General features: G+C 34.5%; 23 protein-coding genes and 1 tRNA gene. 4 read left to right on the top strand and 20 right to left on the bottom strand.

From position 1 onward, the window contains the following. Positions 1-74 precede the first annotated feature (74 nt). From LMF32_RS11995 to LMF32_RS12040, 11 genes are all read right to left on the bottom strand, one after another. Positions 75-623 (bottom strand): phage scaffolding protein, encoded by a 549-nt coding sequence (locus LMF32_RS11995; RefSeq protein ID WP_230524885.1) that lies wholly within the window; start codon positions 621-623, stop codon positions 75-77. A 151-nt stretch (positions 624-774) separates the two neighbouring features. Further along, positions 775-1053 carry a hypothetical protein gene (locus LMF32_RS12000; protein ID WP_230524886.1) on the bottom strand — a complete coding sequence of 93 codons (279 nt, stop codon included), beginning with the start codon at positions 1051-1053 and terminating at the stop codon, positions 775-777. Further along, positions 1046-1408: a hypothetical protein gene (locus LMF32_RS12005; RefSeq protein ID WP_230524887.1), complete on the bottom strand. Its 363-nt coding sequence runs from the start codon at positions 1406-1408 to the stop codon at positions 1046-1048. The genes LMF32_RS12000 and LMF32_RS12005 overlap by 8 nt, the downstream gene beginning before the upstream one ends. 158 nt (positions 1409-1566) lie before the next feature. Beyond that, a complete protein-coding gene (locus tag LMF32_RS12010) occupies positions 1567-1836 on the bottom strand; it encodes a Mor transcription activator family protein (protein ID WP_230524888.1) in 270 nt (89 codons plus the stop codon). A 2-nt stretch (positions 1837-1838) separates the two neighbouring features. Then, positions 1839-2192, bottom strand: a complete 354-nt coding sequence (locus LMF32_RS12015; RefSeq protein ID WP_230524889.1) for a hypothetical protein — start codon at positions 2190-2192, stop codon at positions 1839-1841. A 392-nt stretch (positions 2193-2584) separates the two neighbouring features. Next, on the bottom strand, positions 2585-4483 hold the full coding sequence (locus LMF32_RS12020; RefSeq protein WP_230524890.1) for a DNA primase family protein: 1899 nt from the start codon (positions 4481-4483) through the stop codon (positions 2585-2587). 45 nt (positions 4484-4528) lie between these two features. Then, positions 4529-4735, bottom strand: a complete 207-nt coding sequence (locus tag LMF32_RS12025) for a hypothetical protein (protein ID WP_230524891.1) — start codon at positions 4733-4735, stop codon at positions 4529-4531. A gap of 108 nt (positions 4736-4843) precedes the next feature. Beyond that, positions 4844-4987, bottom strand: coding sequence for a hypothetical protein (locus LMF32_RS12030; RefSeq protein ID WP_230524892.1), 144 nt, complete (start codon positions 4985-4987; stop codon positions 4844-4846). After that, a complete protein-coding gene (locus LMF32_RS13635; protein WP_278046302.1) occupies positions 4984-5109 on the bottom strand; it encodes a hypothetical protein in 126 nt (41 codons plus the stop codon). Before LMF32_RS13635 ends, LMF32_RS12030 begins: the two co-directional genes overlap by 4 nt. Positions 5110-5148: 39 nt before the next feature. Continuing rightward, positions 5149-5424 (bottom strand): hypothetical protein, encoded by a 276-nt coding sequence (locus LMF32_RS12035; protein ID WP_230524893.1) that lies wholly within the window; start codon positions 5422-5424, stop codon positions 5149-5151. Between the two features lie 42 nt (positions 5425-5466). Beyond that, complete coding sequence (locus tag LMF32_RS12040) at positions 5467-5670, bottom strand: helix-turn-helix domain-containing protein (protein WP_230524894.1); 204 nt, start codon at positions 5668-5670, stop codon at positions 5467-5469. A gap of 140 nt (positions 5671-5810) precedes the next feature. Here LMF32_RS12040 and LMF32_RS12045 point away from each other — a divergent pair, with 140 nt between their 5' ends. Continuing rightward, on the top strand, positions 5811-6290 hold the full coding sequence (locus LMF32_RS12045; RefSeq protein WP_230524895.1) for a helix-turn-helix transcriptional regulator: 480 nt from the start codon (positions 5811-5813) through the stop codon (positions 6288-6290). Positions 6291-6337: 47 nt separating this feature from the next. Beyond that, on the top strand, positions 6338-7486 hold the full coding sequence (locus LMF32_RS12050) for a site-specific integrase (RefSeq protein ID WP_230524896.1): 1149 nt from the start codon (positions 6338-6340) through the stop codon (positions 7484-7486). 102 nt (positions 7487-7588) lie between these two features. Here the strand turns inward: LMF32_RS12050 and LMF32_RS12055 are convergent. The 3 genes from LMF32_RS12055 to LMF32_RS12065 all read right to left on the bottom strand — a co-directional run bounded on the left by LMF32_RS12055 (position 7589) and on the right by LMF32_RS12065 (position 9067). Beyond that, positions 7589-7661, bottom strand: a tRNA-Ala gene (locus LMF32_RS12055). Between the two features lie 48 nt (positions 7662-7709). Further along, the gene (locus LMF32_RS12060) at positions 7710-8252 is read right to left on the bottom strand and encodes a DUF1697 domain-containing protein (RefSeq protein ID WP_230524897.1); all 543 of its coding nucleotides are present in this window, start codon (positions 8250-8252) and stop codon (positions 7710-7712) included. A gap of 35 nt (positions 8253-8287) precedes the next feature. Next, a complete protein-coding gene (locus LMF32_RS12065; protein ID WP_230524898.1) occupies positions 8288-9067 on the bottom strand; it encodes a Cof-type HAD-IIB family hydrolase in 780 nt (259 codons plus the stop codon). Positions 9068-9520: 453 nt separating this feature from the next. On the opposite strand from LMF32_RS12065, the gene LMF32_RS12070 reads away from it, so the two are divergent. Both LMF32_RS12070 and LMF32_RS12075 read left to right on the top strand, forming a co-directional pair. Beyond that, positions 9521-9736: a DNA-directed RNA polymerase subunit epsilon gene (locus LMF32_RS12070; protein WP_230524899.1), complete on the top strand. Its 216-nt coding sequence runs from the start codon at positions 9521-9523 to the stop codon at positions 9734-9736. Beyond that, positions 9736-11406 carry a ribonuclease J gene (locus LMF32_RS12075; protein WP_092481160.1) on the top strand — a complete coding sequence of 557 codons (1671 nt, stop codon included), beginning with the start codon at positions 9736-9738 and terminating at the stop codon, positions 11404-11406. The genes LMF32_RS12070 and LMF32_RS12075 overlap by 1 nt, the downstream gene beginning before the upstream one ends. Before the next feature lie 52 nt (positions 11407-11458). Here LMF32_RS12075 and LMF32_RS12080 read toward each other — a convergent pair whose 3' ends face one another. The 6 genes from LMF32_RS12080 to udk all read right to left on the bottom strand — a co-directional run bounded on the left by LMF32_RS12080 (position 11459) and on the right by udk (position 16122). Next, positions 11459-11755 (bottom strand): iron-sulfur cluster biosynthesis protein, encoded by a 297-nt coding sequence (locus LMF32_RS12080; protein WP_092481172.1) that lies wholly within the window; start codon positions 11753-11755, stop codon positions 11459-11461. A gap of 125 nt (positions 11756-11880) precedes the next feature. Continuing rightward, entirely contained in the window at positions 11881-12513 is a 633-nt protein-coding gene (locus LMF32_RS12085) for a response regulator transcription factor (protein WP_092481173.1), read from the bottom strand. Next, positions 12506-13582: a sensor histidine kinase gene (locus LMF32_RS12090; protein ID WP_230524900.1), complete on the bottom strand. Its 1077-nt coding sequence runs from the start codon at positions 13580-13582 to the stop codon at positions 12506-12508. Before LMF32_RS12090 ends, LMF32_RS12085 begins: the two co-directional genes overlap by 8 nt. Then, the gene (gene liaF, locus LMF32_RS12095) at positions 13579-14313 is read right to left on the bottom strand and encodes a cell wall-active antibiotics response protein LiaF (RefSeq protein WP_188203800.1); all 735 of its coding nucleotides are present in this window, start codon (positions 14311-14313) and stop codon (positions 13579-13581) included. The genes LMF32_RS12090 and liaF overlap by 4 nt, the downstream gene beginning before the upstream one ends. Before the next feature lie 188 nt (positions 14314-14501). After that, positions 14502-14981, bottom strand: coding sequence for a transcription elongation factor GreA (gene greA / locus LMF32_RS12100; RefSeq protein ID WP_092481163.1), 480 nt, complete (start codon positions 14979-14981; stop codon positions 14502-14504). 505 nt (positions 14982-15486) lie between these two features. Continuing rightward, positions 15487-16122, bottom strand: coding sequence for a uridine kinase (gene udk, locus LMF32_RS12105; protein ID WP_188203801.1), 636 nt, complete (start codon positions 16120-16122; stop codon positions 15487-15489). Positions 16123-16194: the final 72 nt, after the last annotated feature.

Genomic DNA, 16194 nt, shown 5'->3' on the forward strand with positions numbered 1-16194 from the left:
TAAAGTATACTTTTTAAATTCTTGCTCACTTAAGGCTAAAATTTCTTCTTTTGTCATTTTTATTTTCCTTCTCTCTATTTGTTATTTCTCATGTACTCATCTAATTGAGCATATGACATCTTAGTAATATCTGGCATACCAACATTTCTGTTTTGCCCTGAAGCAGGCCGCGCGCCTTTAAAAGTTGGTACTTTTTCTTTCTCAAACAATGAACTAGTACTTTCTCCTTTCCTTAGATTTTCTATTTGGTCATCCAAACCAATGAGACTTCCTTTTTTATCAAATTTCACTTCATCCATATTCAACAAACGTTTGACTAAATTAACATCTTTAGCTTTGCTTTTTGATAAAGCTAAATCTACATTCTGACTAAGTTTCAGCTCGTTTAATTCATTCGCATGTGTTTCCTTCAATGTGTTGTTCTCTTTCGTCAAACGGCTTATTTCAGCCTCGTAATCAGTAGTTGAACCATTACTTCCTTCTAACGCTTTTTTAGCGTCATTTATTTGATCGAATCTAGCTTTAGGTACGTAATTCCCATCAATAGATTTCTTATGCATAGAAAGTACAGATGAGGCTTGTTCTTTGTTTAATCCTAATTTTATTAATTGATTTTCATTCATTTTTATCCTTCTCCTCTTATGATGATTCTTTATATTAAAATGTTGCATTGAGTTCCGTCCGAAAATGTTGCATTTTGTTGCAAAAACATCAATCTAAACGGCTAGGCTCATATAATCTCATTTGACAACTTACGAATTATTCCATCTTTTTTCAACAATCTTCAAGATCATCATCACCAGTAATAACTACGCATTTTGGATAGGTAAGTAGTTTAGCCAAATAATTATCAAATTCTTTTTCTGTTGAAATTATTGTTCGTCTAATTTTCAGTCCTTTCTTTTTTCCACTTGTCCGAATGTGCTCAGCAGCTTCAACATTTCCATCAGGTAAATCCGTTAGAAATATAATAAATGGCGTTTTCCTAGGAGCATGTTCATCTAGTTTTTCTATTCTATTTATCAACTGTTTACGGCTTTGCTTACTAATCATCCATTAACCTTCTCTCTAAATCATCTAGTTTATGAATAATATGTTCTTGTTCATTTGCTGCTAAACCAATATCGATGATGGTACGTGCTGCACTAACTCTTGAGGAATCATTTGCATCTTCATCAACAGCTACTTCTCTTAATACTTCCAAAGAATCCAAAGCATAACTTTGAGCCTTTTTCATAGTTTCTTGAAATAATTCATCCTTAACCCTGGTCAATATTTTTTGAAAAGAGGCCTGTTTTCTCAATCTATATAGTGTTGATGTAGACACACTTGAACGGTCAGCAGCTTCATTGATAGTTCGGCTGGTTAAAAGGTTCATTGCAATCTCATCTTTGTTTAGCTTTGCCATATTTTCACCTCACTTTCATAAAATCATTCGTTTTAAATCATATCCAATCAAAAACTACTTTTAATAACACCTTAATTATACCAATAACAACCATACGAATGTTGATTTAACAACGTTTATCGGATTTTATAAACGTTTTCCGAATAACAAAAAGACCTTCATTTTGAAGGTCTTTTTTGTCGTTTTGAGTATTCTTTTATGATCCTAATGACCGTATCACGTTGCAAATCTAGCTCATTTGCTATAAAATCATACCCTTTTCCATCCATAAATGACTCAAATATCCAATCATTACGTTCTTCATTAGTATTAAATGGATTTGTTTTTTTAGGAAAATAAAGAGTATGCCCAGCGTATTTCTCACATAGTTCGTTGAACTTTTCTTCACCAATAATATCAATAACATAATCACGATTAATAGAGACCAAGGTTATTCACCTCTTTTTTCTCTCAATAGATGCTGTGCATAATTAATGGTTGATGCAATAGAACTTTCAACAGTCACATCCTCCCCATGTATCGACATCATTAGCGAGTCATGACCGGTTATCTGACGAATACATTTACTAACCAACATAACTATGGCGATATAATTCATTTGACGTTTTTCAACTGGAAGTGTTGGTTTCGGATAATTCAATATAAGTTGCTTACCATCGAAAGTGAATACAATACTCACACCCATTTCACCATTAGTTAAATGATATTCATCTGTAACTACCCATTCGATGTTTGTAATTTCTTCAATCTGATCATAATAATCTAAGAATTCTTTTCCGTTCATTTTTGTTTAACTCCTTCTATTTTAATTTTATATATCAAGTACACTGTTTCCAATAATACATCACTCAAACTTTGGTCGGGGAGAGTGATGTATTATTTTTTCGCTTACTGGACAGAGTCAAATAATACGGTGTCCGGCTAAAAAACGTTAATTTATCAACATTTAACACTCTTTTATTGAGTTAACTGGACAGGATGGACACGCTTTTCCCTATTCTTATATTATTTAGTATATATAAGTAATAAATAGTATACTTTTTTTAATCTTTTAATTAAGAACTTATATTTAGGGTGTCCAGACTGTCCAAAACATCAAAAACGTTGATGTTATTGATTTTATATTAGACACCCTTATGTTTTTTAGAATGTCTAACGTTGTCCACATTGTTCAAATTACTCTTCAACTGCTATGAAAACTTGACGTTTTTTCCCTTCTACTGTTTTTCTGATAGTTTTTATATTTAATTGTTTTTGAAGCTGTTTTGAAAATTCACTTTTAGATAACGGCATATACTTCCCACTATCACAAAACATTCCATAGTGTATATATACTTCGTCTAAGGTTTCATAAATGATATTAAGTTCTTCATCTTCACAATACTGAATGAAACCAAGTAAAGGATTATTACTTAACTCATATTCTTGTACTTCCTTATCAATTCGTTTTGAGGTTGTAAATTTATTATTATCTAAAACTCGTTTTAATCCTTCAACTGCAAGTTTGATGAAATATTCCATTGCCTGTTGTTTGATTAATTTATCTTTGATATAAGGATCAAAATCTTCATCATCTGCACTGAACTTTGCATCAAAGGGAATAATAACCAAACGCCTTGCAATTGCTGCGGTATCTTTACCGCCCCCAAGTCTCGGTATATTATTTGCACTAAAAATTAGTTTAGCGAAATTATTAAAATCAAAGGGATCTTGTCCCTTTCTTTCAGCATTCAAGCGATCACCTGTTACAAGTTTTTTGAAAATACCAGTATTGCTAATAAAATCTGATTCAATATCATCACCAATATTTGCAAGTTTTCCGTAAAGTTCAGCAGTCTTGAACCGCTCACCTAATTCATTTAAGTCTAGTGAAACGGTATTACTTTCATCTAGCATATTCTTCAAAACATCAATAAAAGTTGATTTACCATTCGATTTTTCACCAGTCAAGATGAATGCTTTCCCCAATTCGTTTCGTCTATATAAGGTATAACCCGCTAATTCTTCAAGGAGACTTCGTACATTTGAATCGTTACAAGCCATCTTATTTAATGTTTGATCTGTTACCTGGTCATAAGCATTGGGATTGTAATCCCATGGTATTTGATTTGTTATAATAAATTCTGGGCTTATGTTACTCAACTCTCCTGTGTGAATATTTAGTACACCATTGCGAAAAAGAATGTAGTTTGGAGAACTGATTTTTTCACTTTCTGGGCTGATAATGTCCAAATAACTTAGAACTTCTTTCCTTTTGGCATTTGATAAACTGGGTATATGCTTTACCATCTCGCCTTCAATTCTTGCTCTGTTAGGCGTATAAATACCATCATGATATATATGCAGTTGATCACTTATTCGCTTCACATGAGCGTTGTTTTTGAGAAATACTGCAAACTTATCAAATAAAAACGTGTTCTTTTTGAAGAATAGATCTTTTTGAAAAGCTTCATCTCTCAAAATAGTTTCCAATTCACTTTGATCTAATGCTGCTGGTAAGATATGCTCATTGATCAAATGGATTGTTTCCCTTGCTTCTTCTTTGCTAAAATTATTAGATTGAAGAGTTAAAATGTAATTGAACAATGCTTGATTACGTCCACTATCTTCATCCATAGTGAAAAAATCTAAATCTGTTTTAACAGGATGTAACCATTTAGGAATTGGATCCGGTGTTTCGTCTTCGAACATGTCGTAAATAATTTCTCTTTCAATACCGTTATGTTTTAAAACTTCATAACTATTACGTGTTCCAAGTTTAATATCTGCTTTAATTCCAATTGCTAATATTGCACCGGTACGATTACTTTCAATCTCATCGGTTTTCTTAAATAGAAAATGTTTCCCTCTTGACGTTTCATAAACCCGACAACGTAATTGTTTTTCTTCAACGATATCCATTACTATTTCTGATTGTTTGTGATCATCAATATCTACTAATATCGTTTCTTCATTTAAAACACCGGCATAGTTCATGAACGATTGAACTTGTTCAAATGTCTTGAACTCTTTTATATTTTTAAATTTTTCAATTGCTTTCTTATCCTTTGTTTCAATGTACCCTTTATAGAACAATCAACTTCACCTCTTTCATAATTTACTCTGACAACATACCTTCATCTAATCTTCTTTCATATTAGAGGCTATTTCAAAACTGTTATTAGCTTTTTCTTGAGCTAATTGAATTATTGCACCTAAAGGACGAGCGTAACGCTGAACTGTTGGATCATCAGATGCTGTGATGTTTTCCCAAGCATCCTCCATTGCAACCATTAGCCCTTGTAATTGATAAATATCGTTAATTAATTGTTCAGTTTGTTTTTCCATTATTAAAATCTCCCTTTTAATTGTTTTGTGCTATAATAGGAGACAAGAAAAGTCCCTATTTATAGTGATTTTTATACGCTAGCCTTTAGTGCAGTTGGTCGCTGTCCGCTAAAGGCTCTTTTTGTGTGTTTTTTCCAAATAATTGATAACTGTTTCTAAATCTTTTCTTGAAACGCTAAGCATTATCACTTCTGGATAATTGTATAAATCATTTTTTAACTCTTTGAGTGCTTTCTTTTCTGCAGGTGTCATTTTGTATTTTCCTCCTCTAAAATAGTTTTTAATAGGTGATAACCAGTTCGAACTCCAAAGTAAGTTACAAATCCTAATGCCCATCCAATAATTAAACTCATAACAATTGCTGCATTTAACATTGTTTTCCTCCCAAGTACATGGCGCCCGTCATGTATTTTTTATCTCTGATGCTGCAGAATCCATTTTGAAACTTCTTGCTTTGAATATAATTTTGTTCCGTCAATGATGATAGTCGGTAATCCTTGCGACTCCCATTTGATTAATGTATTTACACTAATACCTAAGAATTGAGCCATAAATTTTTGCTTTAAAAATGGTTGATTTATTTTACTTATTTCTTTTGCCGCCTCAATGCCTTCTCGTGTTATTTCAAATACATATTTTTTTAAAGCGTTAGCTTGTTCATCTGATAGGATGATCTGAACATTATTCATCTTGATTCACCTCAATTCGTTAAACTTCTTAAAACTTTTTGTTTAAAAAAATATCTCATCAATTGTGATATCAGATTTAATTACTTTTAGCATTTCTTTGATTTTAGACTTTTCTAAGTCTGTAAAGGAAGAAACACCTCGTTCTTTATTACTAATTGCTTGTTTAGTAATACCAAGCAATTTACCGAGATCACTTTGACTTAAACCCAACATAGTACGATAACCTTTTACTTTATTAGCAACCATTTATTTTCACCAACTTCCCTCTGTGTCTTTGAACTTCTTAAAACTATAATAAAACAAAATTTGAACTAAGTCAATAAATAGTTTTAACTTCTTAAAACTTTGTGTTATTATATGATTAAAGAAAGCGAGGTTCAAACCAAATGGAGATTGATAAAAAGGCAGTTGGTTTAAGAATCAAATCAATTAGAATATCTAATGGTTTAACTTTAGAAGAATTTGGAAAATTATTTGATGCTTCCAAGGGAAACGTTTCATTGTGGGAAAAAGGTTCATCTATTCCAAATAATGAACGGCTAAAACAAATCTCAAGATTAGGACACATTTCAGTAGATACGCTGCTGTACGGTAAAGAAATTTGGAATCAAATGGATGAGAAATACAATCCTAATGGACAACTTTCTATGGAAGTCAAAGCTATTGAACAAACTCACAAAAAATTATCTCAAATAGACGTTACAGATATCGGTTCAATGATGAACTTTATAGTTGAACAATTAGAATCAGGAGATCAACCATTGAAATTCGAAGGTTCAGATATCGATAGCGAAACCAAAGAATTATTGAAAAGTAGTTTGGAGAATACTTATAATATGGCTAAAAAAATAAATAACATCAAATAATAATCTCTTTATACATAGCGCCCACATGAAAAAGGGAGAAAAAGAAAATGTCACAAATAAAAAAGTACACAAAAAAAGACGGCACTACTGCATATATGTTCAAAGTATATTTAGGAATTAACCCACTCACTGGAAAACAAATTGACACTACCAGACGTGGTTTTAAAACTTCTAAAGAAGCTAAATTGGCTCTTTCTAGACTGAAACTAGAAGCTGAAAAAGGCTTCAAAGTAAAAAATAAAACTACCTTTCAAGAAGTTTATGAATTATGGTATAAATCTGCTTATGAAAGTACAGTAAAAGAAACTACAAGAGTCAAAACAAAAGAATTATTTAAAAATCATATTTTACCAGCATTTGGATCACTCCAAGTAGATAAGATAACCGTTCGATATTGTCAAGAAATGGTAAATGATTGGTGCGAACGTTTAGTTAAGTATAAGAATATGAAAAACTATACTTCTAAAGTGTTAGATTACGCAATCATGTTGGAAACTATTAATGACAATCCCATGAAGAAAATTGTTGTGCCAAAAAGAGAAAAAAAAGTAGATGAAGAAAAACTAGAAAATTTCTATAGCAAAGATGAGTTAGTTACATTTCTGAATTGCTGCAAAAATAATTTACGTATGAAATGGTATACCCTTTTTCATCTTCTAGCCTATTCTGGTTTTCGTAAAAGTGAAGCTTTAGCACTTACCTGGAATGATATTAATTTCAAAGATAACACTATAAGCATAACTAAAGCAGTTGGTCGTGGTGAAGGAAATAGATTATATATTAAGGATCCAAAGAATGAAGCCAGTGAACGAACTATCTCCATAGATGAAGTTACCATGAATGTTCTGAGAGAGTGGAAAAAAGTTCAAGCAGTTGATTTGTTAAAACTTGGGTTCAACGCAAATAATGAAGTTCAATTGTTGTTCAGTAATTTCATGAATGAACTTGTTGATCCTAACCATACGGTAAGAAGAATTAATCTTGTAATTGAAAAGAATGCTCTGACTAAAATTACAACTCATGGATTACGTCATACACATTGTAGTTTGATGTTTGAGTCTGGTGCTAAACCTGAAGTAGTGATGGAAAGAATGGGACATTCAGACATTCAAACTACTATGAACATTTATACCCATGTAACAAAAAAATCCAAAGATGACACGGCTCAAAAATTTGCTGAGTATATGAATAATTAATCTTTCTGGGTCAAAGTCTTGGTCAAGTCAAAAAAACAAGCGCCAAATCATCGACAGATTACCGTCATATCAATGATTTGGCGCTTTATATAAATTTATTTATGGAGATAAGGGGGCTCGAACCCCTGACCTCTACGCTGCCAGCGTAGCGCTCTCCCAGCTGAGCTATACCCCCGGAAAACTGTCATTCGATGATAAGATCATTGAATGACAGTTGATCATTTTACTGTGTCCCTAAGAAAACTAATTTCTTAGTCGTATTCGCATTTCGTATGGTGACTTTTTGATACGGCTTAGTTCCTACTATTTTCGAGAACTTAGTTTTACTGTAGTACTGAATTGATGTACTCCAGAAAATGATTCCTTCAGAACAGTAGACTTTTTCTGCTTCAGAATGGAGTTCGCCTATTTCAGCGATGACTTCCTCTGCCGTTGCGGGAAATATAGTAAACAAAGCATTGTGTTTTTTTTGAGGATCTTTTCCCCACCATTCTGGAACCTGACGTAAAGCTTGAGATAAATTTTGAACAGATATAACAGCTACCGCTACAGGGAATCCAAAAGAATTTCGAATCATGGTTTGCCAATCTTCTTGAAGAGTTTTCTCGTCTGACTCTATTTCAGCCTCGAACAACACATTCCCACTATTGATATACGTTTGAACACCAGTAAATCCAGCATCAAGAAAACACTTCTGCAACTCTTTCATCGGTACTCGATTTTTCCCGCCAACGTTTATTCCTCTAAGCAATGCGATATACTTCATTTTACCCAACCTTCCTTACCAATCGGAAAAGTAAGTTAAATCAATCCCATTTCTTTCAAAGCTATTGCAATCCCATCTTCATTGTTATTGGCAGTGACTTTATCTGCTCTCAACTTGATGGATTCAAGAGCATTCCCCATCGCGACTCCTACGCCTACTTGTGAGATCATCTCTAAATCATTCAAACCGTCTCCAAAAGCAATGATATCTTCGCGTTTAAATCCTTGTTTCTCAGAAAATTCTAAAATAGTAGCGGCTTTTGAACCATCACGAGGCAGCACATCTACTCCTGTGTCGTGCCAACGAACAAATTTCAATTTAGAAAATTGCCCATTCTCGTAAATGTCTTTTTCTTCTTCGCGATAGAAAATCAACGCCTGTGACATTTTATGTTCTTTATAGAACTCATCGTCCCATTTGGGTACGCCGAATCCGACTGCCTCCATAGCCGTTTTGATGCGAATACTGATCGCCTCGCTGCGTCTTCTTAATTTAAAAGGTGTTTCGTAAACCACTTGATGACCTTCTTTATCAGCCAATTGCAGCATTCGCTCAAATTCCGTCGGATCTAAGACATTCTCATAAACTAATTCATTATGGAAAAATCCAGCGGCTCCATTACAGACGATGTAATTTTGCAATTCTAATTCATCGATCACTGTTTTTGCCATCGTATAATTTCTGCCTGTCGCGATCGCAACTTCATGTCCATTAGCTTGCAACTGTTTCAATGCTGCTTTAGTACTGGGCAGCACTTTTTTCTCATCTGTCAGTAAAGTACCATCGATATCAAAAAAAAGAATTTTTTTCTCCATAATTATCGGCTACCTGCTTTCTTGAACACTTTTCTATACCATTCTATCGAATAATCGCCAAAAAGAAAAGTTGTTTTTGAAAACCTTTTACTTTTTAAATACAACAGATATAATCTTCTATAACTCTTGGTAATTATCGTTTACTCATTAACTCTTTTTCCACAGATACCTTTTAGACATTTAACCTGCTCATGCAATTGGTTAAATGTCATCGTGTCAAACCTTCCATTCTATACTTAATTCATAAACTGTGTTAAACTATTCATAGCCGTTGTGGTATACCACAACAACCAGTTCGGGAGAAAAAATGTGCATTTACCAGATAAATCAATCTTTTTTATCAAAATCGTTTATTTTTTGTACCCAAATTTTATATGCTTTATTTTTTAGATTTTTCAGATAGCTTTATTAATTTATATTAAAAAGAAGAAAGTTTAAAGGAGAGAAAAAAACATGATTTTTAAAGTCACTTACCAACAAAGTAAAGCAACAAACCCAAAAAGAGAAGATACAAGATCTTTATATATTGAGGCAGAATCTGATGTAGATGCTCGAGCTTTGGTTGAAAAAAATACCCCCTACAATATTGAATTTGTTCAACCATTAGATCCAGCACATTTAGCTTACGAACAAAAAAATCCAGATTTTGCACTGACGGAGTTCAACTAATGAAACCAAACATTAAAAATAATGAAACGGCTGTATTTGCCATTGGGGGATTAGGTGAAATCGGAAAAAACACTTATGGTGTTCAATTCCAAGATGAGATTATTTTGATTGATGCCGGAGTTAAATTTCCTGAAGATGATTTGTTAGGAATCGATTATGTTATTCCGGACTATAGTTATATCGTTCAAAATATCAATAAAATAAAAGGGTTGTTTATCACTCATGGTCACGAAGATCATATCGGTGGAATTCCTTTCTTATTACAACAAGTAAATATACCGATTTATGCTGGACCTTTAGCTTATGCATTGATCCAAAATAAATTGAACGAACGCGGTTTACTGCGTGATGCTGAGTTGCACAAAATCGACGAGCATGATGTAATCAAGTTTCGTAAGACAAGCGTGAGTTTCTACCGCACTACTCACAGTATTCCAGAAGCGTATGGAATTATTGTCAAGACTCCATCAGGCAATATCGTTCATACGGGAGATTATAAGTTTGACTTTACTCCTGTTGGCGAACCTGCTGATTTACACCGTATGGCAAAAATCGGTGACGAAGGAGTACTGGCTCTCCTTTCTGATAGTACTAATGCAGAAATACCAAACTTTACGAAATCTGAAAACGTGGTCGGTGATTCGATTACCAGCATTATGCAAAAAGTTGAAGGTCGAATCATATTTGCGACTTTCGCTTCAAATATTTCTCGTTTGCAACAAGTAGCCAATGCTGCAATCAAAACAGGACGTAAAATAGCTGTTTTTGGTCGTAGTATGGAATCTTCTGTTGTAACCGGTCGTGAGCTGGGCTACATTACCGCTCCTGAAGAAATATTCGTGGATCAACGAGAAATCAACCGTTACCCGGCTAATGAAACGATTATTCTATGTACTGGTTCTCAAGGTGAACCGATGGCTGCTTTGAGCAGAATTGCCAATGGTACTCACCGCCAGATTCAGATCCAACCAGGAGATACTGTTATTTTTTCAAGTTCTCCTATTCCAGGAAATACTACAAGCATCAATCGCTTGATCAACTTATTGTCAGAAGCTGGAGCAAATGTTATCCATGGTAAACTAAATAACATCCACACTTCTGGTCACGGTGGTCAACAAGAGCAAAAACTGATGCTTCGCTTGATGAAACCAAAATACTTCATCCCTATTCACGGGGAATATCGTATGCAAAAAATCCATGCCGGTCTAGCTGAAGAAACAGGTATTCCAAAAGAAAACTGTTTTATCGTAGAAAACGGAGATGTTATTGCTTTAACTCCAGATTCAGCGCGATTAGCGGGTCATTTTGAAGCGGGTGATGTCTATGTGGATGGTAAAGGTATCGGAGATATCGGAAACGTCGTCTTACGAGACCGTAAATTATTGTCTGAAGAAGGTTTACTAGTTGTAGTCGTAACGATCGACTTTAAATCTCAACAAGTATTAGCCGGTCCAGATATCCTTTCACGTGGGTTCATTTACATGCGTGAATCAGGTAAATTGATTCATGATGCGCAAAGTGTTGTATCTCGCAGTATCGTTAAAGAATTGAAGAAAGATTCTGTTACAGAACACTCTGTTAAAAATGAAATCATTCAGAGTTTGAAACCTTTCTTGTACGAACGTACAGAAAGAAATCCGATGATCTTACCGATCATCATGCCGGTTTAAAACCAAATAAAAAAAGGAATCGAGAAATCGATTCCTTTTTTTTGCGTCATTTTTATTGTTCTATAAAATGATAAACTGGTTCATCTCTTTTTGCATCGTAATCTACTTCCAAGTCATATCCATTAAAAAACCAATCGTCTGACTCATTGACATAATAAGTTACACCATCGATGCTCGTTGAAGCCATCACATTATCGCCAGGTTGAGCCACTGCCATCCCTACTGAGAAACCTTCATGTACTTCAGTCTTTCCATACACTTTTCCAGAAAAACGAATCCCTGACCCTTCAGTTAATCCTAATTCTGTATTAAACCATTCTTGGGCTTCTTTTGTAATGTCAATTTTCATCATTTGTTCGCACAGGCAAGCCTGTGATCCCCCTCTCAACTAAATACTTATCACAAGTGTATCACAGAAAATACGATTTTACACTCTGAAGAAATAATTACTGCCTCTCACACGAAATGACGCTTTCATTTGATCAATTGATTTTTGAAAGCATATATAGTCGCTTGGGTACGATCTTCCACTTGCAATTTAGATAAAATATTTGATACATGAGTTTTAACGGTTTTCAACGTGATAAATAGTTCATCAGCTATATCTTGATTGGATTTCCCTTGGGCGATCAGCAACAAGATCTCACTCTCGCGGCTTGTTAAATCATCGTGTAATTTATGCTCTTCCTTTTTGGAAAAACGTTCCATCATCTTCCCAGTCACTTCAGGTTCCAATACCGATTCGCCTTTATATGTACTACGAATGGCAGCAGCAATGTCATGTGCAGTCGAAGTCTTTAACAAATAACTCGATGCTCCTGCTTTTAATGCAGGGTAGACTTTCTCATCATCAATAAAGCTGGTCAAAATAATGATTTTAGCTTCTGGCCAGTCTTTGAGAATTTTTTGAGTAGATTCAATCCCGTTCATTTCATCCATAACTAAATCCATCAAAATAATATCCGGTCTTAAAGACAAGGCTTTTTCATACCCTATTTTCCCATTTTCCGCTTCTCCAATAACTTCGATGTCTGGCTGGATCGTAAGATACGAAGACAAACCTAGCCGAACCATTTCGTGATCATCTACTAAAAGTACTTTAATCATCATTGATTTCACTCTCCTTAATGACTGGAATCTTAATATCTATACTGGCTCCTTTGCCAGCAAAACTAATGATTTTGCATGTTCCGCCCATTCCTATGACACGCTCGCGAATATTCTGTAATCCATAGCTTCCAGCAGTCTTTTTATCCGGATCAAACCCTACACCATCATCGACCACTCTTAGAGATAGTGTTTGGTCTACTTCATTTAAATACACTTCCAATTCATTGGCTTTTGCATGCCTCAACGTGTTAGACAGCAGCTCTTGAACAATTCGAAACAAATGATCTTCAATGCCTTTAGCCAACTTGATATCAGCGATCGACCAAGTTAATTCGATTTGGATCTTAGTGCTCAATTCTTTTAACAACTGTTCAATTCCTTGTTTCAAAGTTTTTCCTTCTAAATTCACCGGTCTTAAATGGAGCAGCAATGCCCTCATTTCAGATTGGGCTTCATTAATGATTTTTTCAATCATATCCATTTGTTTGCGAGTCACTTCATCTGCATTCGTTAATTGCTGATTCAACGCTGACAACATCATCATTGCAGCAAATAACTGCTGACTAACTGAATCGTGCAGCTCACGAGCTAATCGGTGACGTTCTTGCTCAAGAATCTCTTCTTTTGTTTGCCCATCTACATATCTGGGCAAGTTACTGCTTTTTTGAACTTCTCTGGACAAATCTTGCAATTTTTGTTGAATATGCTCTAGATTTTTTTCCACTGCTTGAATCGTAGCCGTAGAATACGTTTCATTTTCCAGCAGAGCGTGATAGACATCTACCGAATAATTGCCGCTGGAGATTTCTTCCAGCACTTTCAATAATCTTTTTGAACGCTTTTGAATGAACAAATACCCGTATACCGCAACCATTGCAGCCACTATCCCGGCAATGATGAACAAATAAAACAAAATCGGCAAGTAATAAAATTGTTTTGTCAGCAGTTCTAAATACCACGTATCAGGATAAACAAGATAACTGAAAGACGCTGTCACAAAAAACAAGATGAAGAACATGATCACAAAAGTGGCTACAAACAGCTTCCCCATTGTTTTTTTGCTCATATTGTGATCACCTCTAAATCTCCTACCAATACAGAAGTAATGACTTTTAACTTGCGATTGGATACATCATAATCTTTGCTGTATATTTTGAGCGATTCATTGGTCAAAGAATAATCTTCTCCTTCGAACAATACATTCCCCATTAAAGCATTGTGTTCAATCATTACTCCTACACCTTTAGGAACTAATACACGCGTTTTGCCGATCCCTTTTCGAATTACAATGTAACTTTCTGATTTAGGTAAGACTGTGTTGCCTAAGTCAATGATCGTATCTCCCATCAACAATGTAAAATTGATGTCATCCCATTCAAAAATAGTATTGCCTATTTTTTCTGTTCCAACCCACCGTTGCTTGATTCGTTTGCCACTTTTTGGTGTAGATTCTGTAGTTTCAACAATCTTGATTTCTTTTTCGTTCCACGGCGCTCGTTTAAAAACATTGGTGTTCATGCCTTTCAATACGCCTTGGCCTTTTATACTGATGAAGAATACAGCAACCAGCAGGATAAACCAAAAAGCACTTGTAGATACCGCGGAAAACAATAGTAAAAATACACCCAGCAAGTATGAAGGGGTTTTATTTTCTTTTTTTGACTGGTGGCTTCTGATGAGGATCCATATACCAGCGATCGTCAGTAAAGCTACAAATACGTTAGTGGATAATTGATAAAGAAACCATACCACCAATACAGCTTCCACAGCAAAGAAAAATTTCCAGTGATTGCTCATTAGACTCTAACTCCTTTTTATTGCGCCATATTAAAGCAGCAATTTTCCTTTCTCTAGTATACCTTTTTTCACGTAGAACCGGTAGCGTTCTTAAGCAGGAACTGCTCTACGACTAAAGTCTTATTTTTGCATGAAAAAACTGCTCTTTTTTAGAGAGCAGTTCTACGTTTATTTTGTATAATCAGATTTTATGAAACTTGAACGTTAGTGATTTTGATTTTCATATCTCCGCCTGGAGTTTCAATCACGACTTCTTCTCCAACTTTTTTCCCGATCAACGATTTAGCGATCGGAGAATCATTTGAAATTTTCCCTTCAAATGGATCAGCTTCTGCACTTCCGACAATGATGTATTCTTCTTCATCGCCATCAGGCAACTCGATAAACGTTACTGTTTTACCTAAAGATACTTCATCAGCCGCTGTTTCTGAGCTGTCGATAATTTCTGCAAAGCGTAGCATGTTTTCTAATTTTGTGATTCTTCCTTCCACAAAAGCTTGCTCATCTTTAGCTGATTCGTACTCTGAGTTTTCAGATAAATCTCCAAAACTACGAGCAATTTTGATTCTTTCTACGATTTCTTTACGTTTTTCTGTTTTTAATAAATCTAATTCTTCTTCTAATTTTTCTTTTCCTTCTAAAGTCATTGGGTATACGCGTTCAATCATTTTCAATTTCTCTCCTCTTAATTAGACCACTACAAATGGTAGCGTCCTCATTGCTTGTATAAATATAATACAGACAAGATACCACGACATTCCGCAATTGTAAACAAGAAATAAAATATAATTTGTTTTTTTTACTCATTTATTTAGCATTTCTGTCTCAATTACTTTATTTGCTTCGAGTGTATTTCTGCTTATCTAAAAATAAGTACACTATTGTTTTCAGACAGACAAAGAAAAAAGCTCGCAAATATTGCGGGTCTTCGTTAGTATATTGCATATTCTATTTACTGAATAGTCTATCTTCTTAAATCACTTACACATACTATCACTATCCTTAAATAATGTATAGTGATTTACTTTATTCATTCTTACTTCTCATTTATTTACCATATTTATTTTACCAAAAGACCTATTATAGGATAAATATGAAAAATGAACGATACTTCAAAACTCCTTGTAGAGTTTCAAAGTATCGTTCGCTTTTTAATTTTTAGTAATCAGTCGACTATTCACGCACGTCAATAATACTATGGATCTTAGTCGTCATCAAATCGATTGCCACTTGGTTACGGCCGCCTTCAGGGATGATGATGTCTGCATAACGTTTAGTAGGCTCTACAAATTGATTGTGCATCGGTTTTACGACATTTAAGTATTGTTCGATAACAGAATCCAGTGTACGACCACGCTCTTCGATATCACGCTTAATTCGACGAATAATGCGGATGTCATCATCTGTATCAACATACACTTTTATGTCCATCAACTCACGCAATCTTGGGTCGTCTAGAATTAAAATTCCTTCAATGATAATAACTTCTTTTGGTTCTTGATGAATAATTTGATCGCTTCGAGTATGTTTCGCATAATCGTATACAGGTTTATCAATTGCTTTGAAATCAATCAAATCTTCTACATGTTTGATCAGCAAATCTGTGTCAAATGCAAATGGATGGTCATAGTTCGTTTTAAGACGTTCTTCGAAAGACAAATGACTTTGATCTTTATAATAAAAATCCTGTTCCAACATCAAAATAGAATGGCCAGAAAAATGATCAAAAATTGCGCGACTAACGCTTGTCTTTCCGCTTCCGGAACCTCCTGTAACCCCTATAACGATCGGTTTTACTAATTTACTCATTGCATTTGCCCCTTTTCATTTAAAAAAGCTGGAAAAGCTCCCAGCTCTTATCTTTTTATCCATTTAATTCTA

This window comes from Desemzia sp. C1 (assembly GCF_020882875.1).
Lineage (GTDB): Bacteria > Bacillota > Bacilli > Lactobacillales > Carnobacteriaceae > Desemzia > Desemzia incerta.

Bases quoted from the DNA above. Each gene is read 5' to 3' on its own strand.
- LMF32_RS11995 (WP_230524885.1), bottom strand. From the start codon at position 623: ATGAATGAAAATCAATTAATAAAATTAGGATTAAACAAAGAACAAGCC.
- LMF32_RS12000 (WP_230524886.1), bottom strand. From the start codon at position 1,053: ATGATTAGTAAGCAAAGCCGTAAACAGTTGATAAATAGAATAGAAAAA.
- LMF32_RS12005 (WP_230524887.1), bottom strand. From the start codon at position 1,408: ATGGCAAAGCTAAACAAAGATGAGATTGCAATGAACCTTTTAACCAGC.
- LMF32_RS12015 (WP_230524889.1), bottom strand. From the start codon at position 2,192: ATGAACGGAAAAGAATTCTTAGATTATTATGATCAGATTGAAGAAATT.
- LMF32_RS12025 (WP_230524891.1), bottom strand. From the start codon at position 4,735: ATGGAAAAACAAACTGAACAATTAATTAACGATATTTATCAATTACAA.
- LMF32_RS12030 (WP_230524892.1), bottom strand. From the start codon at position 4,987: ATGACACCTGCAGAAAAGAAAGCACTCAAAGAGTTAAAAAATGATTTA.
- LMF32_RS13635 (WP_278046302.1), bottom strand. From the start codon at position 5,109: ATGTTAAATGCAGCAATTGTTATGAGTTTAATTATTGGATGGGCATTA.
- LMF32_RS12035 (WP_230524893.1), bottom strand. From the start codon at position 5,424: ATGAATAATGTTCAGATCATCCTATCAGATGAACAAGCTAACGCTTTA.
- LMF32_RS12040 (WP_230524894.1), bottom strand. From the start codon at position 5,670: ATGGTTGCTAATAAAGTAAAAGGTTATCGTACTATGTTGGGTTTAAGT.
- LMF32_RS12045 (WP_230524895.1), top strand. From the start codon at position 5,811: ATGGAGATTGATAAAAAGGCAGTTGGTTTAAGAATCAAATCAATTAGA.
- LMF32_RS12050 (WP_230524896.1), top strand. From the start codon at position 6,338: ATGTCACAAATAAAAAAGTACACAAAAAAAGACGGCACTACTGCATAT.
- LMF32_RS12060 (WP_230524897.1), bottom strand. From the start codon at position 8,252: ATGAAGTATATCGCATTGCTTAGAGGAATAAACGTTGGCGGGAAAAAT.
- LMF32_RS12065 (WP_230524898.1), bottom strand. From the start codon at position 9,067: ATGGAGAAAAAAATTCTTTTTTTTGATATCGATGGTACTTTACTGACA.
- LMF32_RS12070 (WP_230524899.1), top strand. From the start codon at position 9,521: ATGATTTTTAAAGTCACTTACCAACAAAGTAAAGCAACAAACCCAAAA.
- LMF32_RS12075 (WP_092481160.1), top strand. From the start codon at position 9,736: ATGAAACCAAACATTAAAAATAATGAAACGGCTGTATTTGCCATTGGG.
- LMF32_RS12080 (WP_092481172.1), bottom strand. From the start codon at position 11,755: ATGAAAATTGACATTACAAAAGAAGCCCAAGAATGGTTTAATACAGAA.
- LMF32_RS12085 (WP_092481173.1), bottom strand. From the start codon at position 12,513: ATGATTAAAGTACTTTTAGTAGATGATCACGAAATGGTTCGGCTAGGT.
- LMF32_RS12090 (WP_230524900.1), bottom strand. From the start codon at position 13,582: ATGAGCAAAAAAACAATGGGGAAGCTGTTTGTAGCCACTTTTGTGATC.
- liaF (WP_188203800.1), bottom strand. From the start codon at position 14,313: ATGAGCAATCACTGGAAATTTTTCTTTGCTGTGGAAGCTGTATTGGTG.
- greA (WP_092481163.1), bottom strand. From the start codon at position 14,981: ATGATTGAACGCGTATACCCAATGACTTTAGAAGGAAAAGAAAAATTA.
- udk (WP_188203801.1), bottom strand. From the start codon at position 16,122: ATGAGTAAATTAGTAAAACCGATCGTTATAGGGGTTACAGGAGGTTCC.